General features: G+C 44.0%; 11 protein-coding genes. 1 reads left to right on the top strand and 10 read right to left on the bottom strand.

What is annotated here, in order from left to right; genetic code table 11:
- Positions 1 to 331: 331 nt before the first annotated feature.
- From R3O62_RS04160 to pckA, 10 genes are all read right to left on the bottom strand, one after another.
- Entirely contained in the window at positions 332 to 2821 is a 2490-nt protein-coding gene (locus R3O62_RS04160) for a glycosyl hydrolase family 95 catalytic domain-containing protein (protein WP_165016533.1), read from the bottom strand.
- Positions 2822 to 2915: 94 nt separating this feature from the next.
- Positions 2916 to 5963, bottom strand: coding sequence for a glycoside hydrolase domain-containing protein (locus tag R3O62_RS04155; protein ID WP_317472891.1), 3048 nt, complete (start codon positions 5961 to 5963; stop codon positions 2916 to 2918).
- A 45-nt stretch (positions 5964 to 6008) separates the two neighbouring features.
- Positions 6009 to 7136, bottom strand: coding sequence for an acyltransferase family protein (locus R3O62_RS04150; RefSeq protein ID WP_032539122.1), 1128 nt, complete (start codon positions 7134 to 7136; stop codon positions 6009 to 6011).
- Positions 7137 to 7148: 12 nt separating this feature from the next.
- A complete protein-coding gene (locus R3O62_RS04145) occupies positions 7149 to 8966 on the bottom strand; it encodes a right-handed parallel beta-helix repeat-containing protein (protein ID WP_032539123.1) in 1818 nt (605 codons plus the stop codon).
- Positions 8967 to 9202: 236 nt separating this feature from the next.
- On the bottom strand, positions 9203 to 9679 hold the full coding sequence (locus tag R3O62_RS04140) for a DUF5018-related domain-containing protein (protein WP_005781788.1): 477 nt from the start codon (positions 9677 to 9679) through the stop codon (positions 9203 to 9205).
- A gap of 36 nt (positions 9680 to 9715) precedes the next feature.
- The gene (locus R3O62_RS04135) at positions 9716 to 11569 is read right to left on the bottom strand and encodes a RagB/SusD family nutrient uptake outer membrane protein (RefSeq protein WP_005822374.1); all 1854 of its coding nucleotides are present in this window, start codon (positions 11567 to 11569) and stop codon (positions 9716 to 9718) included.
- A gap of 28 nt (positions 11570 to 11597) precedes the next feature.
- Positions 11598 to 14753, bottom strand: a complete 3156-nt coding sequence (locus tag R3O62_RS04130; protein ID WP_269110281.1) for a SusC/RagA family TonB-linked outer membrane protein — start codon at positions 14751 to 14753, stop codon at positions 11598 to 11600.
- A gap of 1058 nt (positions 14754 to 15811) precedes the next feature.
- Positions 15812 to 17812 (bottom strand): RagB/SusD family nutrient uptake outer membrane protein, encoded by a 2001-nt coding sequence (locus tag R3O62_RS04125; protein ID WP_044300342.1) that lies wholly within the window; start codon positions 17810 to 17812, stop codon positions 15812 to 15814.
- 12 nt (positions 17813 to 17824) lie between these two features.
- Positions 17825 to 21103 carry a SusC/RagA family TonB-linked outer membrane protein gene (locus R3O62_RS04120; protein WP_005811737.1) on the bottom strand — a complete coding sequence of 1093 codons (3279 nt, stop codon included), beginning with the start codon at positions 21101 to 21103 and terminating at the stop codon, positions 17825 to 17827.
- Between the two features lie 1211 nt (positions 21104 to 22314).
- Positions 22315 to 23922: a phosphoenolpyruvate carboxykinase (ATP) gene (pckA, locus tag R3O62_RS04115; RefSeq protein WP_005811735.1), complete on the bottom strand. Its 1608-nt coding sequence runs from the start codon at positions 23920 to 23922 to the stop codon at positions 22315 to 22317.
- 264 nt (positions 23923 to 24186) lie between these two features.
- On the opposite strand from pckA, the gene upp reads away from it, so the two are divergent.
- Complete coding sequence (gene upp, locus R3O62_RS04110) at positions 24187 to 24840, top strand: uracil phosphoribosyltransferase (protein WP_005811733.1); 654 nt, start codon at positions 24187 to 24189, stop codon at positions 24838 to 24840.
- Positions 24841 to 24864: the final 24 nt, after the last annotated feature.

Below are 24864 nucleotides of genomic sequence, written 5' to 3'. Positions count from 1 at the left end.
TTATAGAAACTTTCTTTTGTTTACTTGATTCTTTTTATTGAGATTTTATTTTTCTTCCGATTTTCTGTCTTGTTTGGCATTGTTCGTTTCTATATTGGAATGATACCCCTCCCTAAAATGGAAATGTTAAATTTGATACTTTGTAGATCTTATAAAAATATGGTAGAACAACAGTAATAGTTGGATACAGCCTGAATGGCATGTGTGTATGGGGGACTGTGTGAAGACTTTCTTTTATAAATAGGAATAACGATGTGACGAAATAATAATATCCCCGGAGGAAAAATATTTTTCCTCCGGGGATATTATTTTATCATCCTACTATGAAGTATTATTTGACGATCAGGCGATCGGCTTCTACTGCCAATTTATAAACTTTGCCTTTGCTTGTTTTGAAAGAAAGAGTTTTATCGCCATATCTTACTGTACATGGTTCACCGGCTTTCGAGAAAACGGTGGCTTCTGCAAGTTGTCCGTTTTTCCATGACATATCCACCTCAAAGTTCCCTTTTGCACAAATTCCGCTTATACTTCCGTCCTTCCAAGCGTCCGGTAATGCAGGGAGTAATTGGATGAATCCCATGTGACTCTGCAACAGCATTTCTGTGATACCTGCGGTACCTCCGAAGTTCCCGTCGATCTGGAAAGGCGGGTGAGTATCCCACAGATTATCCAGTGTACCGTTTTTCAGCAGGTTACCGAAAAGCTTGTAAGCATGGTTGCCATCTTGCAGACGTGCCCATTGATTGAGTTTCCATCCCATGCTCCATCCGGTTGCTCCGTCACCGCGATGTTCAAGTACCACTCTTGCGGCTTTAGCCAAGTCGGGAGTGGTGATAGGCGAGAGGGTATGTCCCGGATGCAGTCCGAAGAGATGGTTTACATGACGATGCTCGTCTTTGGGATCATCGATGTCTTTCGACCATTCCATCAGCTGCCCGTAACGTCCTATCTTGTATGGAGCCAGATGTGCCAGTACCTCTTGCCACTGTTTGCGTTCTTTGTTGTCTACTCCGAGTACTTTGCTTGCCTCGATGGCGTCCAGCAAAATCTCGCGGATCACGGCATGCACAAAGGTAGTCCCTTCGTCAATCGGTCCGTGTTCGGGCGAAGTGGAAGGAGCTGCCGTATAGGTTCCGTCCGGTTTACGCCATAAGAAATCAGTAGCAAACTGAGCACTGCTCTTAATCAAATCGTATCCGGTTTCTTTTAAGAATTTCTTGTCACGGGTATAATCATAATATTCCCAGATGTGTGTTGCCAGCCAGGGACCGGCCATCGGATTAAAGTTCCACGACATATCTTCGCTTTCGAGCGGGGCGGTAAATCCGAAGATATTGGCTGAAATGGATGCGGTCCATCCTCTTGTTCCGAAGTAAGCCTGTGCTGTTTTCTGTCCCGGTTTTACCAGTGTACGGATAAAGTCCACCAACGGAAGTGTACATTCATTGAGGTTAGTCGGGCAAGCCGGCCAGTAGTTCATCTGTATATTGATGTTGTTGTGGTAGTCCACTCTCCATGGTCCATCTACGTTATTGTGCCAGATACCTTGCAGGTTGGCAGGCATGTTACCCGGTCTCGAACTGGCGATAAGTAAGTAGCGTCCGAACTGATAATAGAGTTCTTCCAGATAAAAGTCCGGTTGTCCTTTCCGGTAGTTTTGCAAACGCTTGGCTGTAGGCAGATTGGCACTTTGCTGATCCGGATTCAACTGCAACTTCACCCGGTTGAACAAGGCGGCGTAGTCATCATAATGTTGCTTGAACAATACATCATATCCCATGCTTACGGCATTGTCCATCCATTGGCGGGTGGTTTCGGCAGGGTTTACTCCTACATATGTTTTGGGATCCTTGAAGTCCGGATCAAAGTTTATTTTATAGTCCGTATCCGCAGTGATGAGGAATACTGCTTCGTCCGCGTCTTTTACGGTTATTTTTCCGTCTGCGTTTGACAATGTTCCGCCTTTAGTGGTGGCATGGATGCGTACAACATACTGCATACCGTTGTTGTCCAGGTGGGCGGTGTATGTGAGTCCGTTACTGCCATCGGTTGTCATACTTCCCGTTGACACCGGATTGGGAGCATAGCTGAAAGTCAGGTTTTGCTTGCCCGGGCGGTCTGCCTTGAAACGGATTGCCATCACATTGGCCGGATAGGAAATGAAGTAACTGCGCTCGTAGGCTACGTCATCTTTCTTGAATTGCACTACGGCCAGTGCCGAGTCCAGTGATAGAATACGTTTGTAACCACTCATGTTCACAGCACTCAGCCCGGTTTCTACGTAAAATTCTCCCATAGTGGTAAAGTTGCCAAAGCGGAAAGGCTTTTCACGATTCGATTCGTAAGGCACTTCGCTATTGAAATTTTTACGTGTCAGCATTGCAGCCTTCTTCTGGTCTCCTTCACTGAAGGCCTGGCGTATTTCGTCCAGTACGTGTGCCGATTGCTTGTTCACATTCCAGTAGGCTTCTGCTCCTTTTGAGGTGTTAGGCCCCCCTCTCCAGAGGGTTTTCTCATTGAAAGTGATGCGTTCTGCCTCTATCGAGCCCATGATGTTGGCACCGATGCTTCCGTTTCCTATCGGTAAAGATTGTGACTCCCAGTTGGCATCCGGGTTTCTGGCTGTGTCTCCTGCACTTTCCGGTTTGTTCTCGCCTTTCCAAAGGTCGGGACGGCTTCCGTACCAGATAGCTCTTCCTTGCAGTGTGTTCGGTGTGTCGAACCAGATGGTGAGTCCTTGTGTGTAATCGGTAGCATGAACATGTGCAGCCGGCAGGGCAAACAAGGCAGTGAAGAGAAGTGAGTAAAGTTTCTTCATGTTTTTGGTGTTATTAGGATTAGTTAGTATTGGTTGATCATAGTCTGCACAAAGATAAAGAAAAACCTTGAATCTTGTGCAGACTATAAAATGTTTACTTTGGGATTATATAGATCAGCCAACCTTTTCGGGGAGCTGTCACAATCGGAGCGTTGATATCCCATTCAGTGGCTTGTTGCATGTCCGGAATCCCGGGTGCCATGAGTTTCACCTGTTGTGGATCCAGCCCAGTCTGTTCCCAGTCTATGTTCAGCTTTATGGTCTTCACTTCATCCGAATAATTACCTAAGGATAACAGGACTTTTCCCGGCTTGCGGTAGGCAGTGACTTTGACAGCTTCGTCGGATGTGGAGACGGCCGGGTGTTCTTCCCAGAATCCGAGCATGGCGGCATCTGCAATGCCGAATGAATCCCATACCTTCCATACCTGTCGCGGATCGCAGTTGACTCCTTCCGTATACCATGGATAACGAACGGTCATTCCATATTGCATTCCCAACCATGCGTTACCTCCTCTGTACAGCATGTCGCCTGTTAGTCCGAACGGAATACCTGATGACTCTACGAGCCAGTTGGCCGGAGTCATTTTATCATAAAGGAAGCTCTCGCCGAACCATAGTTTGTCTACATACGGGAAGAACTCCGTATATTGATTGGCAGGTCCCCTGGAAAATCCAGTATTCGAATGCAAGTCGATCAGGCATCCCTGTTTTACGCTTTCCATTGCCCGGCGCATTCGTTTCAGGATACGGCGGTCGAAGGAAACGTCATCCAGATAGATACCGTCGATATCCAGGTTCTGTACCATCCAACGTAATCCTTCTATATAGTAGTTATACCATCGGGAGTCTCCTTCCGCTGTTAGTATGGATGCATCGGCCGTGATACCCTGTTCGTTGGTATAGTCAAAGTGCTCGTACCACTGCGGTGTATAATCCGTTACGAAGTGTTCGCGGCACCAAGGGAATCCTCCGCCGTCTCCGCCTCTCAGTATTTCATGTCCCAAGCTGCGGATGGCCCATATCTCGGCGGTAGCGTTGCTTAGTTCGCGCAGCGTATAGTATATCTTTACTTTGCATCCCCGGGCATGCCACTCTTTGGTGAATTCTTTTATCTTATCGACTGTCAGGAAGGGATAGTTGATAAACGGGTTGTAGCCGTTTCCCTGATGGACGTTGATGATGCGTACTCCTGCGTCGATGTCCGCCTGTGTCGGTGTGGGTTTGGGGCCATTGTGATAATAGCGGTCCGTGAACTGACTTTTCATATTCAGTGGTTTTACCGGGGTGACAATCATGGCAAAGTCGAAGGTAATGGATTGGTCGGTTTCCAGCGTACGTGCTCCGCTATATGCCACGGCTTTCACTCCATCAGCCTCTTTCCGTATAGAGAAGCCGCCCTTACCGCCGTTAAACCAGCTTTCCGGATAGGCCGGACGATACAGATTCAACAGCGGACCGCTGTAGGTGCTGCCTCTGAATTCACAGTGGATACCTGCATGTTCGTTTCCGATCCAGAAACTGTCGAATGGCCATAACCATTGTTGTTCTTTGGATGTGGGGATAGACACTCCGAAATTATTCACCGTTTTCTCGGGGGCATCCCATTTTCCGTCATACTGTTGAGGAGTGGCTTGTCCCGGAAGACCCATGCCCAGGAAGTAAGTTCCTATTTCATTTCTGACCGGCAATACCAAACGGATATCTTTCACCTCTATTCGTTTTTTAGGGGTAATGGTATATATATAATTCATCCATCCGTCGAACTCCATGATTGCTTTGCAGTCTACGGCTACATCTTCATCTTCGGCTCTCCAACTTCCTGCGATATGGCCTGCTGTCTGTTCCGTCAGTTGGGGGCCTGCTTTCAGTTCTTTCACTCCGCTGTCCGTTTGTATCACAAACTGTACGGGACTACTCAGCACATCGTTATTCCACGAACGTATTTGTGCCGGTAATCCTGTGGTTTCGTCCACCGTTATGGTGCGTCCCAGACATCCGATACGGTTTTCTTCCATCGTCATAGCTGTGTAAGGAGCAGTGGGGGTGTCGGCAATGCCCAAGGTTGAATTCAACCATCTCAGGCGGCTGTATCTCCACAATTCACTGTCCCCTCTGTCGGGCAGTGGATTCCCCGTGATCCGTATGCTTACGGGGATTGTACCTTGCGCCCCGTCGGCATTGCTGATAGTGATAGTGCCCGTGTAAACGCCTTCTTTCTGTCCTCCGGGAATATCTATTCCAAACCAAAGGGCCTGCACTTTTCCTTCGGCTACGTTTACTTCTTTCTTGAAGGTCTTTCCGTAAGGGTCTGTACCTTCCACATTAAAACAAGTGATGGCGGTTGCCGGAATTATTTCTTCGCCACACCGGAGGGAAGAAGCCTGATAACCGATCCGGTCGGTCTTGTTTCCGGCAGCCCATACTCCGATTTGGAAAGTATAGTATTCATTGGGAGCTGCTTCTCCTTGAAACAGCTCCCCCTGTTTATGTGTCAACCATTTAGTGGGGAGGTCGTTGCGCATCCGGATGGGATATCTGCGGTCCTCTGCAAACAGATAGAGTGCAGCTTTGTTCCGATTGATGTAGTTCTCTTTCTCTTTTGCCGTGGAGGCTATTTCCATCGGGTAAAAACTGTCGAAAGCCTGTCGTGCCTCAACTTTTACCACTGTGGCTTGCGGGTTTCTCCGGGTCGTTTGGGCTTGGATCAGCCAGGTTGTGTCCGGTGTACTCTCTTTCGGAAGATATCCGCCGCCATAGAACCCATATCCTGTTTGTACCCGGTAGGGCAAGTAATAGAAGTAGTAAGTACCTTCTTTCTCTACCGGACCGAATTGCAGACGGCAGTGTTCATTGTTCACTTCCATCCGGCGGATGTTGCGGACGGTATCTCCGGTTGTTGCATGGATAATCAGGAACCGCTTGTTGTCCACATCCTTATCCGGACGCCGCCATTCAAAATCGAGAGTCACGACTTGTGCCGGTTTTTCTATTTGCAGTACGGCCCGGTGATTTCCGAAGGACTCTTCCCACGGGCGGGAAGGAACTTCGTACAGATAGTTCTGCGATTTTTGGGCTTTTATCAGCCCTGTGCCTCCTGCTATAAATAACAAGAGTGCGAGTGATAGTACATGTCTTTTCATACTTATAAAGATTGTTTGTTAAACGCTCTGTCTGCTTGTATGTGATTAGATCTTCAGGAATATCTTCTGTTTATACATGATCCTCAGAATAAGAAATACAATCAGATAATTGGCAAAGCTGAGCCATACCGGATAATAACCGCCCAGGTATTGCTCTAATCCGTAACTGACAGATGCTGCTATGCAGCGGAAGTTGACCACCTCCCCTAAAATATAGGCTGTAATTGAGTTCATTCCATATATTTTCAGCCAGTTCAGTCCGCGGCTGTGTCCTTTATAGTCTATCCAGTAATAGAAGGCACCCATCAGCAGAAAGCAAAGTCCTCCTGAGAAAAGTGTCATGCTGCTTGTCCACAGCCGTTTGATGATCGGCATTTGCAGACTCCATACCAGCGAGAAAGCCACCAGGGCTATGCCGATCACCAGCAATGTCCGTACTACTTTCCGGCGGTTATCTTTACCGGCTTTCATTATCTTTCCGGCAAAAGTACCCAGCATTACGGTAGCTCCGAAGGTGAGGCTGCTCCATATCCAGGTGTAGTTATAATGCGGAGAGAAGTTCCAGGTACCGTCTTCATTCCAATATATCCCGTCACGGAAACGTCCCAATACCAGCTTGTCTATCTTTTCGGCAAAGTTTCCTTCCGGTGTAAAGTCCCCCAGAAAGGTCATTGGGGCCCAGTAGATTAATAATAGCAGGGCAGTAACGATCAGTTGCCGGCGGAAGCTGCAATGCAACAGGATGATGGCTGCAATCAGATAGCCTGTAGCAATGGCTTGCAGGGTATTGGAATATAGATACAAATATTTGGGGTTGAGGCCCAACAGATTGCCTTGTACAATCATTCCGAAAATAAACAATAGGATGAAACGCCTGATGATTTTACGGTAGATGGTACCCTTATCCGGATCGTCTTTAAACTTCGAGAAAGAGAAGGGCATGGAAGCTCCTGTCATGAAGAGGAAAAGGGGCATCACCAGATCCCAGAAGCGGAACCCTTCCCACACTTCATGATCGAACTGAGAAAGGATACTGTTCAGCCAGGGAGCGTTGAGTTGGTGTGCCAATGCCCATAACACCGGTTGGAAAAAGACGAGTAGAAAGAGGTCGAATCCTCGCAGAATGTCCAGTGACGCCAAGCGGGGCGGGGTGGTCGATAAAGGTTTGTTCATAAGTTGGGTGGGTTATTTAAGCGTTGTTTTCAGATGGTTTCTTTTCATGTTTTCTGTTTTTATGTTCCGCCCCAACACTTCTCCTTCGAACACGGTGCTTTCTATCACTGCATTTTTGCAGCCGTTCAGATAGAAGGTATACGGATTGCCGGATGTGGCGGGGAAGGTTCGTGTACGGGTAATGGTGTTATTCCTGAATAAGAGTCCTGCCGTACTTTTGGCATAGAGTACCGGACAATCGAATGTCTTGAAAGTATTGTTCTCGATACGGATGTTCTGATGAACCGGATGCGAGGCATCAACGATTTTGTTGGAAGGATGTATGGCGATGACGGCATGCCCCGGACCTCCGTTGTAGGCACAGTCTATGAAAGTATTCCCTTTGATCCATACATCTTTTACCGGTCCCGATTCATACCATCCCTCGGCATCAGCTTCGATCAGGATAGCACTCATTCCTGTTTTGTAGTACGTATTGTTTTCTATCACTACTTTTCTTGGAGTAGTAACCAAAGTACCTCTTGTGCTGGTTCGTGTAAAGTAACTGTTACGTATTTCCACTTCCGGCGTGCAAGTCATGTTTTCTACACAATCATGGTTGAGTTCCATACCTGTCGGTATATCCCGGTCAAAGCGAACTTCCAATATCCTGTCCGATATTCGTGTTACATTCCGGATTGTTGCCCGGGCAAAGCGTTCCATGGTAGCCGCCCTGACAAAAGCCACTGTGTCTCCCTTGAAATAAGCGTTGAATCCATAGCTTTGTCCGTGCATAAATCGTAATCTGAGTGTTTGCGCATCTACTTTTTCAATGGCTCTCAGATTGGTTCCGTGCACATTTACCGGATCGTCTTGCGCTCCGGCAAAATAACAGCTATCGATAAGGATTTTTCCCTTGCATCCTGAAAAGTGCATCATGTCTGCTGAGGCTGCCAGTAGTCTGCCGCTTCCCGGGCGGGGGGCACACCTGACTCTGTCCATCGTTACATTCTCGGTATACTGGCTGACGATACCTAACCCATGCATATAGTGCATTTGCACCCTGCTTAGTGTAATGTCTTTGCTTTCGAGTATGAAAAGCCCTACCTGGTCACGGATTATATCACGAATGGTCAGCGTATTTCCCACTTTAGGCGTGAATCCTGCCGGGGTTGTAAAACGAATGATTCCGGGAGAAATCTCTTGGGCGGCAGAGTTTGCCAGTATTTTCCATCCTTGGCTGTATGTGAAAGATTCCGTATCCGGGTTGTATTCGATGCAATGATTCTTGTTTGAACGCCATCCTTCGCCATACAGGTTGATTTTTCCATTTACGATTTGATAGCGTGTGTCGGGGTGTACGGATACTTCTGTTTCTCCTTCGGTCACTTTCTTATATTGAACCTCAGAACCTGCGGGCCGTTCAAAGTCGATATGCAGGTTGTTGATTCTTATGTGGCTACAATGCTCCAGAGCAAGGGTTGTCATCTTTCCATGATACATCAGTGTGGCTCCGTTTCCTTCGATGGTCAGGTCATTGATTTTGTCCAGCATCAGTCCCACAGTCTTTACTTTCGAAGGGCATTCCTGTTCTGTCGATGTATTTGAAATGAAGTATTCTTTGCGGGTAGCCCCTTCGGGCCAGATGTCATAGCGTCCGTTGGGGAGTGAAAGCACCTTGGCTCCTGTACGTTTACATTCATCAATAGCCGCCTGTATTTGCGTAACGCAGTTTTCGTACGAGTACGGGGTTGCTCCGAAATCGGTGATGTAGATGGTATCTTTCTGTTGCGCATAGGCGGTAGCGCAAAGCAAAGAAAATGCGGATAAGATGTGCAGATACTTTTTCATGGTATTTAATCTCTCGTTTTTATATATTATTTAATAAGATCAGTGACGGAAACTATTGAGGGATCTAAAAGTATATAATTTTTCTGAATTAGAGATCGGTGAGGAGTTAGATAAAAGCCGTTGGATTACGATTTATTCTCATAAACGCGTTCACCAACGGCTTTAAAAAACATTTAATAATTAAGCAATACTTACCTATTGAAATCTGTGACTTTTATAAGCCATAATCATGTGGACTATTTATTAAGACTAACTTTTATGGTCCAGATTTTCTTTGTACCGTCAGCAGCCATTACGCTATATTTATGCTCTTGGGTCCAATCGGCAGGTACACCGAACTTAGGTGAACCGTCCAATGGGGTGACACGTGCAGCGGTAGATATATTGACGTAAACTACGAGGTTGTTCAATGATACCTTGGCGCGTTCAGCCTCTGTAAATTTGCCTCCTGCGGCAGGAATTGTAAATACGGCTGTAGCAATTCCGTTGTCGGAGTCAATGTCGTTTGTACGGTCCAATTCCTTTTCAGCCACAATGTTTTCTCCGGTGAGGGCATCCTTGTCACCGGAGTAGAAGCGGTGGTAAGCGCCTACTTTGGTTATTTCCGCCTCTTCATAGGCGGGCAGGTCTTCTTTACTGCATGAAGCGATGAGTGGCATACACATCAATAGCAACATGAGCCATTTCGTATCAGATAATTTGATTCTCTTCATATTACTTTTCTTTAGTTTATTAATGAAATACTACGTTTACCATCCCGGGTTCTGGTCACTGTCATTGATGGCAGAGTTGGCATTGATAATGCTTTGTGTAATCGGGAACAGGTAACGCTTCTTAGAGAATGTACGGTCGGCGTTGGTGTAACCTACGGTACCTACAAACATGCGGTGTCTGTCCTGGCTGATTTCAATAAACGTTGCCGGTGAACTCAGTTCAGGAATAATGTCTCCCGCAGGCTTTCCGTGGTTGGCTTCTCCTCCGTACATGCCCCAACGCAACAAGCTCCAGTAATAATCACCCTCCAAAGCTAAGTCTACATGACGTTCAATCTTGTAATCGTTCCATGCGTCAGCCAGTGAAGTGGCAATAGAAGGAGGAAGATTGCCATGAGTGGTACGCGTCTGGTTGAATGTAGCTACCGCACTGCTCACTTTCGATGCATCGTATTTGGCCAGTCCGAGCAACGCTTCGGCTTTATTCAGCAACGCGCGGCCATAGCGGAAGATGACATAATGGTAATCCGTTGGATTGTTCCAAAAAATACGCTCGGCATTGATATAGATATATTTGCGCCAGATGTAGTTTGTTATAGGGATATATCCGTTGCCCGGTGTTTTACCGTCTACAGCTGTTCTGTGTAGGTTTCCTCCCTTGTGGAGGGTGATCAGTTCATTGTAGAACATACATGAATCATACTGGATGGAGTGGTAGAAGCGCTGGTCGCGGTTTTTATAGATAAAATCGTTGATCTGTACATTGGGATCACTGCTGTTTGTCCTGTATGCCAGACTGCTGGCGTCCAGTTCTTTGGCATCTACGGCCATGTCGGCTACATCGGCATTGGATAACGCGGTTGTATTGTTCAGAAACTGTGTCGACTTGTTCCATTTCACACCTTGGTTGGTGGTCTGGTCAATCACTAAATAATCGTCTACCAGGTTTTGAGAAGGCGAGTGTTCCAGCCAGCATTCAAACACCAGATCCTGATTAAAGAACGGACGTCCTCCGTAGTCCTCCAAGCGCTTGTTGCTTTGGTTAGGCAGCATCTCCTGCATAAGTGTTCCTGCACCATTTGTGTTATCTTTGCTATAATATCGTGCCAGGATGATTTCGGGAGAAGTTTTGGCGCCATCCTGATTGAACATGCTGCCATAATTGCTGTCCAGTGTGTATCCTTGTATACCGTCTACAGCAGCTACAGTTTGCTCAAAGAGTGACTTTTTACGTGTGTCGTCTGTGCTGTAGGCAGCTGCCGTTAAACAGACTTCTGATTTCAACGCACGTGCGGCATTGGCATTGATACGTCCCTGCAAGGATGATTCGGGCAATCCTGCGATGGCATCGTCTATATCTTTCAGAATCAAATCGTATGTTTTGTCGATAGATTCTGTAAGAGGCAGATTGAATTCATCGGTTTCTGCCAGTACATGGTCAACCCAGATTACGCGTCCGCAATGTTTGGCAATGTAATAATAGGTCATGGCACGCAGCATTTTTCCTTCGGCTACCAGTGCTTTTTTATCAGCATCGGACAGGCCTGTAGACGCTTGCGATTTTTCGATGATCAGATTGCATCGGCGGATGGTACCGAACTGGTTGAATCCCCATCCCCAGTCGCGGTTCATAAGGTCTCTGGCTTCATTCGGGCAATTTTGCCGCATGACCGAGTTTAGAGTCCATTGCTCTTCGGTACGGATATCGTGGTAGAATGGCAGGACGTTGTTGTAAGTTTGCAATACAAAGGCGTCCGCTGTTGATTTCAGACTCCAGACAAGGTCTTCCGAATAAGATTCCATGGGCTTCGTATCCAGGAAGTGTTCACAGCTCTGGAGTGTCAGTGCTGCGCAAAAGAGCGCGGGAGTGATATATTTTATGAATTTCATATATTGTCTTCTTTTTAAGTTCATATTATTAGAATCCTACATTGACACTGATGGAGTATACTCTTGAAACCGGATAGGTATAAAGGTTTCCGTCACCGATTTCCGGGTCGATATCGAACTTATTCGCTTTACTGAAAGTCAATAAGTTATAACCATTCAGAGAAACGTTGCATTTATTCATCCATGCTACTCTTTTCAGTAATTTATGTTTGAAATCGTAACCGATGGATAGTGTCTTCAGACGAAGATAACCTGTGTTGATCAGCCAGAAGTCCGAACTGCCGTAGTTGTTACTGCCATTGTAGCTTGCCGTACTTCTCAAACGTGGATAGCGGGCTCCCGTATTATTCGGAGTCCATACATCGGTCTGGAAGTCATAGATAACAGGGGGATAGCCGCTGCCGCTTTGACTTCCCTGAATCATACCACCCATGTAGAGATCGGCGGGAGTGGCTCCCTGCCACAGCATGTTCATGAACCAACCCTTATAGTTCAAGTCGGCACTGAAACCATATTGACCGCGAGGCATACTATTTTTACCGATACGGTGTTGGTCGGAACCATCAATGATACCGTCACCGTTGAAGTCATTGTATTTCAGGTCTCCTGCACCCAGGTTGGTGGAACTCTGCCTTTTAGGTGAGTTCATTATATCTTCCTGATTCTGGTAATAGCCCAGACAGTCGTATCCGATACCCCAATATCCTTTGGCTTGAGTCGTGCGTTTGTATGGGTTCTTGGTATCTGTCTCCGCTTCATTCGGGTTGATATTCCAGTATTGGTCAAAGTAAGTAAAATTGCCCGAAAGTGTATATTCGAAATCACCTCTCTTCTCTTTCCATTGCAGAATAAACTCAGCACCTTGGCGGATGAATTCACCGTTTGACTTTACTTTGGGTAATGCGATACCCAACGGGTCAGTATAAGCTACTGCTGACGGAGAGGTCAGATAACCTTTGGTACTTTTGCGGAAATAGTCTACAGAACCAGAAAGACGATTGTTGAGTGATCCGAAGTCGAAGCCGATATTGAAGTCACGGGTGGTGTACCACGTAATATCTTTGCTTACCAGAGCGCCTTCGGAAAATCCCGGATACCAGCTTCCGTTCAGCAGGTAACCACGATCATTTAGTCCGTATGATTGGAGATAGGCATAGCGTCCGATGGCATCTGAACCGATCTCTCCATAAGAAGCTCTCACTTTGAACTGATCGAAAATATGACGGTCCTTTAATGTCTTCCAGAAACTTTCTTCCGAGATGACCCATGCAAGAGATCCGGCATAGAATGTTCCCCAGCGTTTGCCTCGGGGGAAGTTGTCGCTACCGTCGTAACGGAAACTAACTTCGGCCACATATTTGCTGGCATAGTCGTATTTCAGTCGGGCTACTACACCGGCACGTGCTTGTTCCCCTTCCGAAGAACTGTTTTTGGCTGTAGATACAGGACCTGCACCGATTTGGTCTACATCCAGCAAATACTCTTCGCGGGATAATGATGAGTCGTCAGTGAAGAGCTTGTAAGCTTCGATACCGGCTGTGGCGCTGATCGTGTGTACCTGATTGAAAGTGCGGTCGTAATTGGCAAAACCTTGCACGGTGTACGATGACCAGTTTGAGTAAGACTTACTCAGTGAAGGTTTGCCCGGATCGTTGGGATTGCCGTCCCAGTCATATGCTAAAGGTGATTTTTTCCAGCTCTTTGACTTGTCGTTGTTGATGCGGTAGTTACCCAGTGCTTTTAATCGCAGGCCCGGTACATAAGGTACACTCCATTCCAGTGCGAGGTTGGCTATGGCACTGAGGTTTTCGTTCTTAGTGTATCCGGCTTCGGGGGAGATTTCCAGCAATGGGTTGTCCGGCGTGTTGAATATCTGTCCGTTCGGATTATAAGCTATTTCCCAGGGAGCTTTATTCTGGATATGTCCCCAGGTGTGATAATAGCTGTCTCCTGATTTGGCATTGGGCGATCTTAAGTCCGTCTTATAAGCTTCGATGCTGGAAGTAACTTTCAAGCCTATTTCTTTGAAGTCCGCTACAATGTTTGTACGGAAGTTATAGCGTTTGAAGCTGTTTACGTCGAACTTATAGAGTGACTTCTGATCGTAGAATCCCAGTGAAGTGTATGCTTTTATCTTTTCACTACCACCGGTAACGGTCAGGGTATGCTGCATTTCCGGTGCGAAGTTCTTCAAACAGAGTTTTTGCCAGTCTGTATTGGGGTACTTACGTGGATCTGACCCGTTACGGAACAATTCCAGCTCGGCATCCGTATAAGCCGGTGCCAATCCGTCATTGGTCATACTCATGTTCTTGTAGAAGGCTGCATCGTGAGCATCCAGTTTATTGGGCATATTGGCAGGCTGGCTCCAGTTATAGTTAAAGTTATAGTTGACGCTCATTTTTCCTGCTTTACCTTGCTTGGTGACTATCATTACAATACCATTGGCGGCACGTGCTCCGTAAACGGCGGTAGAAGCGGCGTCTTTCAAAATTGTGATCTGTTCGATATCCTCAGCATTCAGGTTGCGGAAATCGCGTTCTTCCGAGATAACATCGTCGATTACATATAGAGGAGTACCGCCACCGCGGATAGAAATACTGGAGAAATTGTTCAGACCTCCACCGCTGGTTGTAACCAATAGACCCGGCGCACGTCCCGCCAGGCTTTGGGTGATGTTTGCCGTTGGTGCTTTGATGATGTCTTCGGTGTTGACACTGGCAATGGCAGCAGTGGTTTTACGTTTGGAAGTCGTGCCATAACCTACCACGATGACTTCATCTAATGTCTTGGTGTCTTCTTCCATGGTGATACGCAAATCTCTGGACTTTCCAATAGCGATTTCCAACGGTTTGTATCCGATGTAGCTGATTTCAAGTACGGCCTTGCGAGGGGCATTGGACAGAGTGAATTCTCCTTCCAGGTTGGTAATGGTGCCGATAGTGCTTCCTTGTACTTTTACAGAGGCACCGATAATGGCTTCTCCGTTTTCATCGACTATTTTACCTGTGAGTTTCTCCGTTTTACTCTGCTGTGTGGCTGTGACAGCATATGTTTCATAAGTGTCTGCTACGGCAACTTGTGATGTCGTGCAGAATAACAGGAGACTGATGCCTGCTATTTTCAAAAAGTGCATTTCTCGAGGGCATGTGAGCTTCGGAAACAGGTTAGTTCTTTTTGTCATACATTAAATTATTCGGTTAAACATAAAAATGTGATTTGGAGGATATAGATCAGACTGTCTAATCTACATCGGTTTGGGAGGATTCTTTCAGGTTCTCATAGGCATTAGCTTTTGGTTTATAATATTAAGTTTGTTCAATAACCTTGCTGAACTATGCTGATTGTTATCTGGAAAAAATAGAGCTAAATGAGATAGGTTCTTTCAGTACTTTTACCATCTGTATTAGATTGATTATTAATGGTGTACTAAGTGGAGTGTAAAACGGTGAAGATGCTTGGCCGAATATTTTAATGCTTTTGAGTGGGAGGTATAATACCTATTTTCTACCTTTTACTTATATATGCATCTGGAATATAGTTGATTATCGTTTATGGGAAGAGTTGTGAACGCTATCCGCATGTTTCTTCTGCCATTTCAGTGCTAACCGAATGAATGAAAATCTTAATGATATTAAATCCTTATTATATAAATTATGTTGGCATAAAAAAATATAGTAAAAAGTTGCAGGGATATTAACTTATTGTTATCTTTGGCCCCATAATAAATGCTAATAATTGCAAATGCAATGGTTAACTGGTTCTAAGAGCTATCTGTTGTCTTTTCGTATAATTCCTAAGTACTGAAAGAACTTGGGAAAAAATCACAAGCTATTTTGATAATAATTTGAAAAGGCACGGAAAAACAATCGGATTCCCCCATACCCTCTCCAAGGAAGAAATATAAAATAGAAATATTAGATTGATGGAGTCATCGGTCATGCACTTGAATGTAACTGAAAGTGGAGATGAACGGTGTGACTTTATAGTGTTTCCGGTGCACCATATTTTACCATCTCACTCTTGTCTCTGATAAAAGCTATAATAAGGAATAACAAAAATGGCACTTAATACCATTTAAAAACAACTTACCCAAGAATACGCTGAACTGCGTAAACTTGGGTAAGATTTTTTAGGTTAGTGAGGCCTTAGGATTCGATTTCCTTTTACAGCCCTCACATAGTAGCGATAAATTGCTTATTGAAAATAACCTATTGAAAAATGTCAGGTTTTTCTTTATCTTTAATTCGGTAATTCCAATGCTGAAGCGCCATCTTCAATAGGCCATCCCGGATTTTGATAAATAGGTGAGTTTTTCACATCACCATCAGGGGATGAAAGCATGAAATCGCTGAATACGATTGGGTACAAGTAACAAGCCGGTGTCCATGTATATCCATTATACATCGTATTGTTTTTTTCTGTCATTCTGTAAGGACACAAGTTATTGCCGCTTGCAGTCTGATTTGAAACATTTGCTTGATCACCGGTTGTAATCAACCGACTTTCACCTTTATCGTCTTTATAAAGTTCAGCAGCACCGCCTCCCCACAAGTTAAATCCTTCGATAACATAATTCTTCACTTGGTCGAGCGCACGCCAACGTTTCAAATCCCACATTCGCATGCCATCTGCAATGAACTCACATCTGCGTTCACGACGGATATTATACAGCGTTTTATCTATCGGCTGACCAGCTGAATAAACTGCCCAGTCATCTTCTTTAGAGTAATCAGTAGCAGCAATTGTTTTGTTGAAATCCGGATCTACACCTGCACGTGTACGAATTGCTTTCCAATAATTTTCTGCGGTAGCATCTAAGTTGCTGTTCTTTTCGTAACAAGCCTCCATATAATTTAACATAGCTTCTACACCACGGAATACAATGCAGCCGTAATCAGACAAGAAGTGAGTATCGCCACCACTTCCTTGTGCTGTTTCGTACGACATGGCTTTACGTATATGATAACCGGTTACGTTTCTTCCTTCCGGTAACTCCAGGATCTTTGGTACATTCCATGTCGTCGGATCATTCTCTACCGGCTCTTGTTTCATTTGTAGTCTATCCAGCTCTGAGGCCGAGAACAGTCTCAAACGGTAGTCCCTGTTCTGAAATTCTTTATAGATATGGTCATCCCCTTGATATTGGCTGTTCGAAGCATACCATGGTAAACCGTTCTCCATCAAGAATGTCTTGACGTATCCTTTTGTAAAACCATAATTACCACCTCCACGAGATGTGTAATAAGTAGCATTGTGATTTACGCTGAGTGCTTTATCATAAGCCTTCCAGAATACAACCTCTGACAGATCTTCCAAGTTTTTAGAATTATACATTTCAAAGAACGGATTCCATCCCGAAGCAGAAGCGGTAGGATTCACCTCTTTGCTATTCGCGGTCAATGTTACCTGATCTCCTACTTCTTTCGCAGCAGCCATAGCTTCTGTTAAGAAGAAGTTAATTTCCTGATTGACGTCAATGGTAAAGTCCTTCAAATAATCTTTTTGTTTTCCCGGCCACGTATCGTCACCCGGTACGCGTCCGGTACCTCTATGATATTTCAGCCAAGTAGCTTCAGATAAAGCGACTCTTGACTTCACCAGTAACGCCGCATTACGTGTCAGACGATTCTTTCCACCTACGGGGCTGTTAGTCATCAGTTCGGCAGCCTTATCCAGGTCGCTAAGGATGAAACGTGCCACTTCGTTACGCGGACGACGCTTACTTGCTTCGATAAGATCTTCTTTCTTATCAGATAATACCTTAGTGAGGATAGGGAAGTCTCCAAGATTCTGTAGCTTGCTGAAATACTCCCATGCTCTGAGGAAATATATCTCGCCGATATATTGTTTAATATTCTTTTCAACACCTTCGATTTCTCCTGCTTCCCAACGCGGGATAACCGTTTCCAGGAAATAGTTCAGGTTACGGATAGTGCCGAATCCCCATGCGTCATAAGTACCTACACGCCACTGTCCCGGTTCCCAATAAGTTGTGTTGGGTGATGCAGTAGCTTGATTATCAGTGCCATTGTCTGATACGATCGGCCCCCCATTATATCCACTATGAACATTGAAACTGTATGCATTGATAGCATAAGCTGCCAATTGACTTTCATTCTTAAGATATGTATCCGGAGTAACTGAATCCAACGGCTCTCTGTCCAAAAAATCTTCGCAAGAGGTCAATAAAGACGCTCCGGCCAACAGAGATAGAGTTATATATTTGAATGTTATTTTCATAAAAAGTATCAATTAAAAGTTTACGTTAAGACCAACAGACCACACTCTTGCCAAAGGATATGCTTTTCCTGCATCACTAGTGCTACCTAATACTTCCGGATCGAATACCCTCATCTTTGTACCTGTCCACAAATTATCTCCTGAGACATATACACGAAGTGAATTTACAGCAAATTTCTTAGTAATAATGCTCGGTAAAGTATAGCCAAGCTGCAAATTCTTCAAACGAATATAAGCACCGTTTTGTACGTAACGTGACTGTGTCAGAGTATTCTTTCCACCTTCACTGCTGCCACCGCCAAAGATGACTCTCGGATAGTAGGCATTTACATTCGGTCCAAATACACTTTCTGTATCTTCCGGACGGAAATAATCTATGTGATCTTTGAAAGCGGCAGCCTGCCACATTCCCTGTCCGTTGGCTCCCCAGAAATATGGTCCTCCGACAACAACATCACGTTTGCCTACTCCTTGGAAGAAAGCACTGAAATCGAAACCTTTCCATGATGCATCTACTGTCAAACCATACTTAAATCGTAATTGAGTATTGGCTACCACCTTCAAGTCGCCGAGATCATTTAAAGTACCGTCTCCTGAGGAAATTTTACCATCTCCGTTCAGGTCTTTGTACATGATGTCACCGGCGGCCCACTTACTACCTAACTGGCTCTGTCCTCCATTGGGTAATGAAGCCAGATGTGCTTCCATTTCCGCATCTGTTTTGGCAATACCTACTGTCTCATATCCCCAAACCAGACCATCCATTCTTCCTGCATACCACTGGTTTCTATTCAGTTCCTCGTTCGGATAGCGTGTTACCTTTCTCTGGTCATCAGAAAGGACAAACTTCACTCCGTAATTAAAATCTTTAATGCGGTCTCTCCAAGAAACTTCCACCTCAAAGCCCCATGCTTTCATATCCGCATTGTTTATTTTAGGAACCGTAGCACCCAATGTTGCCGGTAATTGTGGAGCCGGACCAATCATATCAAGTGTATTACGAACGAAATAATCAAATGAACCCGTCAAGCGATTGTTGAGTAAGCCGAAGTCGAAACCAATATTCCATGAACGAACGGTTTCCCATGTCATCTCAGCACTCACAATACCCGGTGCAGAAGCTGTATTTGGTTTCTTTCCATTAATCAGCCAACCACTGTTTTCAACACCTGTAGGCATCGTCTGATAGAAAGGATAGAAGGCTTTCGTGTTACAGTTGCCCAATTCACCCCATGAGCCTCTGATCTTGAAGTTATTCACAATGTGTTCCAGATCTCTCCAGAATGATTCGCGAGAAACATTCCAACCGGCAGAGAATGATGGGAAGAAGCCCCAACGTTTATCTCCGATGAAACGAGAAGATCCGTCATAGCGGCCATTGATTTCCAGCAAATAACGTTCTTTATAGTTATAATTAATACGACCAAAGAAACCGGCGTTTGCCCAGTGGGAATAACCGCCATTCGCTTTTTGTTCAGTAGTAGCAGTATTCAATGTCGGAACATCCGGAGTTATTAGCTCATCACGCTGTCCTGATAAGTTTGTCTTTTTATACAACTCGGCATTAAAACCTCCCATCACTTTGAAGTAATGATCACCAATCTGCTTGAAATAGTCAGTATACAAGTTGAGAGAATAATTGTTTTCTTTCCAATAACTCTGGCTGACGCGTGACATCCCCGGAGTATATCCGTCAAACCATGACATGGCAACAGGGCTCCCCTCGTCATCATGATAATATACAGGCAATATTTCCCACTGATTTTGATTATTGACAATCTTCATGTTACCTTCAGCATGGATCAACCAGTCCTTCAAAGGTTCAATAACCAACTGAAGCTGTTGGTAGAACTGATCTTTCTGAGTCACATCACGTCCACCATCTTCCATCTGAATAATTTCACTATGATCCAAGTAATATCCATTGGCATCTTTTACCGGATTGGTCGGCCAGCGGCGAGCGATATTATGGTAGAAATTACCCGTCAGATAAGAAGGGCGGTCATAATCCTCACGAATAAACTTGGTATTGTACATTAACTTCACATATTTAGAAAGTGTTGCGTTAATTTTGCCCGAAAGGTTATAACGAGTCAGACGGTCATCTCCATGGCGGGTCAGTCCCTTATCACCCATGTATCCGGCCGAAACCATGTAGGTCACTTTATCTGTACCTCCATTCACTGATATATTATGCTCATTAGATACGATACTGTGATACTGCTCTTTAAACCAGTCAGTATTGGCCCATGCACCGGCATATTTCTTCCACTGACCGTTTTCCCAGGAAATTCCGGATGCATCCGGCCCTGTTAATGTTCCCTGTTGGAATGCCAGAATCTTATCCATCACATCTTGAGTGAACTTAATATTACCGTTCTGATTAATACCGGCCTCGTTCCAATAATTGGCAAAACTCCATGAATCCATCATCTCCGGCATTGACATAGGAGATTTAAAACGGACATTAGTGCTATAATTAACACTTGTGCGACCTGCTTTACCACTCTTGGTAGTGATCAGGATAACACCAAACGGCGCACGTGAACCATAGATAGAAGATGCGGCAGCATCTTTCAATACAGAAATAGTCTCTATATCATTAGGGTTAATGCTGTTCATATCTCCTTCCATACCATCGATAAGGATTAAAGGAGAAGAATTAGATCCGTCACCAATCGTACCCGCACCGCGAATACTAATATTCATTCCTGCATCCAATGCGCCACCCGCAGCAGGCACTGTTAAGTTCAAGCCCGGAACGACTCCCTGTAAAGCCTGTGATACGTTAGAGACCGGACGTGATTCGATCACCTTAGCGTCTACCATGCTTACGGCACCGGTTACGTTTACTTTTTTCTGTGAACCATAGCCCACGATAACAACCTCATCCAGTACCTCGGTATCCTCTTTCATTGTAATCTGGAGGGCTGTACCTTCTGCTTTAACTGTAACTGTTTTATAACCAATGTAGGAGATCTCAAGTGTAGCGCCTTTGGGGGTATCGATAGAGAATCTTCCATTTAGGTCAGTGATGGCACCCATGGTAGCATTGTCTTTTACTTTGATGGATACGCCAATCATGGCTTCTCCGTCTTGGTCCACTACCGTACCTGTTGTTTTCACTTTCTGCTGCTGTACAGTGGTGATTTCGTGCTTTTCGTAAGTATCGGCTGCCGCTTGCTGAGGTGTTGCACACCATAGCATGATAGAAGCAGCGATTGCCATTTTCAGGCGATTTGTTTCTCGAAGCCGGATTAGGCTCGGAAACAGGTTAGTTTTTTCTGTCATACACTAAATTGTTCGGTTAAACATTCATTTGTTAATTCTTTTAAAGTTTGATTATACAGATGGAACTTTATTCCTCTGTATCATTTAGTTTTTTGTGTCTTTACTTTATCATAGGCATTTCTTAAAAATTATATTTTAGTTATTTAAAGGGGCATTTATCTTATCTTGTCTTGTCATGTTTTATAGTCGTGTATATATATTATTATAGTATCAGTATGACCACTATCTCAGTTCTAACTGAACTTAGGCTTTGTCCTATATATTGTTAGTCCTAAATTCATTTTTTCAAAATCCCATCAACTGTCGATAGAATGCTACTATGCCTTTAAGCCCTTACTTTGGGCAAAAGTAAAACAAATATTAATAAGAAACAAGAGATATTAATAAAAGATTGAAAAATATAGGTCTGCATTTGCCATTTTATTTTTGATAGCTAAAGTAGCTTTTGTAAAAAATGAAAGAATAAATTTTTCCGGGTAGAAAATTTAAATTGATTCTTCGTTCATATTATTGTTTTTTTTGTGATATTTTTTTATCAAATTGGTCATTTGTCTATTATACATTTACATATATCTATCTTTTATATCACATTTTGTGTGATAATCAATCTTATATATTCTCTCCATCTAAGTTCAGTTAGAACTTAGGCTATTTTTCTGCTGAAATTTTTATCATTGTTTTTATTATATATCATTTATAAGGGTTGTTGATCCTTTCAATGTGGTTTATCGTATTCTGAGAAATTAGATAATTCCGTTCTTTCCGCAAGTATCATTTTTGCAAAATTTATTCCGTATCCGTATCGGAGGCTTGTATCGGTCAGTTAACGTTTTTTTTTCTATCTCCAAGCGGGGGCCTACTTATCAGAACGACAATTATGTCTTTGAGAAAAGAATGGCGATATATTTAAAGAATAGGGCTTGTTTTTTATCTGATATCTTGAAAATCAGCAAAATGGAGTGTGAGATTTCTGATATTGAAACGCTTGTTTTAACACCTTGTTAAAACAAGCGTTCTGCTAACAAATAACAAGTCTTTTACAAGCAGAAGACTTGTTGTTTGCATATAGGAAAAAAGTAGTATGAAAACGGTATTAACAATGTTAATTGAGAAAAGATGCTAATCGGTGGGTTTTGTAGTATAGGATAAAAAGAAAGGCGACTCCGCAAGGAGCCGCCTTTCGATTATTTAAAGTTGTTAACTTTGTCTGATTAGAGTTTCGGACCAGCAGCAACCAACTTCTTACCAGCTTCGTTTCCAGTGAACTTAGCGAAGTTCTTGATGAAGCGACCGGCAAGGTCTTTTGCTTTTTCGTCCCACTGTGCAGGATCAGCGTAAGTATCGCGAGGATCAAGGATCTTCGGATCAACACCCGGAAGTTCTGTAGGAACAACAAAGTCGAAGAAAGGAATAACCTTAGTAGGAGCTTTGTCGATAGAACCGTCAAGGATAGCGTCGATGATACCACGAGTATCTTTGATAGAGATACGTTTGCCGCTTCCGTTCCATCCTGTGTTAACCAAGTATGCTTTAGCACCGGTCATTTCCATCTTCTTAACCAATTCTTCTGCATATTTAGTCGGGTGCAATGACAAGAATGCAGCACCGAAGCAAGCAGAGAATGTCGGAGTCGGTTCAGTGATACCACGTTCTGTACCAGCCAATTTAGCTGTAAATCCAGACAGGAAGTAGTACTGAGCTTGTTCCGGGTTCAGGATAGATACCGGAGGCAATACACCGAAGGCATCAGCTGACAAGAAGATAACTTGTTTAGCGTGAGGACCTTTAGACACCGGTTTAACGATGTTTTCGATGTGGTAGATAGGATAAGAAACACGAGTGTTTTCTGTTACTGATTTATCAGCGAAATTGATTTTGCCATCAGCAGCTACTGTTACGTTCTCCAACAGAGCGTCACGTTTGATAGCGTTGAAGATATCCGGTTCACTTTCTTTATCCAAGTTGATAACTTTAGCGTAGCAACCACCTTCGTAGTTGAATACACCTTCGTTGTCCCATCCGTGTTCATCGTCACCGATCAATTTACGTTTCGGGTCAGTAGACAAAGTAGTTTTACCTGTACCGGACAAACCGAAGAAGATAGCAGAGCTGGTTCCTTCCATATCTGTGTTAGCAGAGCAGTGCATAGAAGCGATACCACGAAGCGGGTTCATGTAGTTCATGATTGAGAACATACCTTTCTTCATTTCACCACCGTACCAAGTATTCAGGATAACTTGTTCTTTAGTCTTCAGGTTGAAAACTGTAGCAGTTTCTGAGTTCAGACCCAGTTCTTTGTAGTTGTCAACTTTTGCTTTAGAAGCGTTGAAGCATACGAAATCAGGTTCTCCGTAGTTAGCAAGTTCTTCAGCTGTCGGGCGGATGAACATGTTAGTTACGAAGTGTGCCTGCCAAGCTACTTCCATGATGAAACGTACTTTCATGCGAGTACCTTCGTTAGCACCACAGAAAGTATCAACAACGAACAGGCGTTTGTTAGAAAGTTCTTTAACGGCTTTAGCTTTCAGGTCAGCCCAAGCTTCTTCTGAACAAGGTTTGTTGTCGTTCTTGTATTCTTCAGAAGTCCACCATACTGAATTTTCAGAAGCTTCATTCTTAACGAAGAATTTATCTTTAGGAGAACGGCCTGTGTAAACGCCAGTCATTACGTTTACAGCACCCAATTCTGTTACTTGACCTTTTTCAAAGCCTTCCAGACCTGGTTTTGTTTCTTCAGCGAACAAAACATCGTAAGACGGGTTGTGCAGGATTTCAGTTACACCTGTAATACCGTACTTGCTTAAATCTAAATTTGCCATTTTCTTTTGAATTAATTAAAATTGGTATATTGTTTATTATCTCTTTCTGGCATTTGGAGAGGAATGTTTTTAAACATACCCTTGTAAATCGACTACAAAAGTAATGCTTTCTTTGGAAACAAAGAATATATTAGAGAAATTTTTCTTTAATAGAAACCGTTTTATGTTTACGTAACAATATCTGCAAACTGAACGTTGCAAATTGAAAGATTATCACTTACTTTGCACCGTATAAAACCTGAATATTAAAACGCAGTTGAAAAGATGAAGATTATTAATTTAAGTGAGACAAACTCAATATTGAATCAGTATGTATCAGAGATAAGGAACGTTGAGGTTCAAAACGACCGCTTGCGTTTTCGCCGTAATATTGAACGTATCGGCGAGGTAATGGCTTATGAAATGAGCAAGACGTTCGCTTATTCGGTAAAGGAGATACAGACCCCGTTGGGAATAGCACCTGTCAGTACACCGGACAATCAGTTAGTTATCAGTACGATACTTCGTGCCGGACTGCCTTTCCACCAGGGGTTCCTGAGCTACTTCGATTATGCTGAGAATGCGTTCGTTTCAGCTTATCGCAAGTACAAAGATACGCTGAAATTTGACATACATATTGAATATATCGCTTCACCGCGTATTGATGGAAAAACTCTTATCATTACAGACCCGATGCTTGCCACAGGCGGAAGTATGGAGCTGAGTTATCAGGCTATGTTGACCAAGGGGCATCCTTCAGAGATTCATGTCGCTTCGATTATTGCCAGCCAAAGGGCTGTGGACCATATAGCCTCTATTCTGCCGGAAGATAAAACTACGATCTGGTGTGCCGCTATCGATCCTGAGATTAACGAGCATTCGTATATTGTTCCAGGATTGGGCGATGCGGGTGATCTTGCTTTTGGTGAGAAAGAGTAAAAAGATAGAAAAGATAATGGCCGG

The sequence above is a fragment of the Bacteroides hominis genome (assembly GCF_033042785.2).
Lineage (GTDB): Bacteria > Bacteroidota > Bacteroidia > Bacteroidales > Bacteroidaceae > Bacteroides > Bacteroides hominis.
Note: the sequence above shows the minus strand (reverse complement) of the source record. Positions and strands in the feature narration are given on the sequence as shown.

What these genes read in the sequence shown, in the direction of transcription:
- R3O62_RS04160 (WP_165016533.1), bottom strand. Translation starts at nt 2,821, where the DNA reads ATGAAGAAACTTTACTCACTTCTCTTCACTGCCTTGTTTGCCCTGCCG.
- R3O62_RS04155 (WP_317472891.1), bottom strand. Translation starts at nt 5,963, where the DNA reads ATGAAAAGACATGTACTATCACTCGCACTCTTGTTATTTATAGCAGGA.
- R3O62_RS04150 (WP_032539122.1), bottom strand. Translation starts at nt 7,136, where the DNA reads ATGAACAAACCTTTATCGACCACCCCGCCCCGCTTGGCGTCACTGGAC.
- R3O62_RS04145 (WP_032539123.1), bottom strand. Translation starts at nt 8,966, where the DNA reads ATGAAAAAGTATCTGCACATCTTATCCGCATTTTCTTTGCTTTGCGCT.
- R3O62_RS04140 (WP_005781788.1), bottom strand. Translation starts at nt 9,679, where the DNA reads ATGAAGAGAATCAAATTATCTGATACGAAATGGCTCATGTTGCTATTG.
- R3O62_RS04135 (WP_005822374.1), bottom strand. Translation starts at nt 11,569, where the DNA reads ATGAAATTCATAAAATATATCACTCCCGCGCTCTTTTGCGCAGCACTG.
- R3O62_RS04130 (WP_269110281.1), bottom strand. Translation starts at nt 14,753, where the DNA reads ATGACAAAAAGAACTAACCTGTTTCCGAAGCTCACATGCCCTCGAGAA.
- R3O62_RS04125 (WP_044300342.1), bottom strand. Translation starts at nt 17,812, where the DNA reads ATGAAAATAACATTCAAATATATAACTCTATCTCTGTTGGCCGGAGCG.
- R3O62_RS04120 (WP_005811737.1), bottom strand. Translation starts at nt 21,103, where the DNA reads ATGACAGAAAAAACTAACCTGTTTCCGAGCCTAATCCGGCTTCGAGAA.
- pckA (WP_005811735.1), bottom strand. Translation starts at nt 23,922, where the DNA reads ATGGCAAATTTAGATTTAAGCAAGTACGGTATTACAGGTGTAACTGAA.
- upp (WP_005811733.1), top strand. Translation starts at nt 24,187, where the DNA reads ATGAAGATTATTAATTTAAGTGAGACAAACTCAATATTGAATCAGTAT.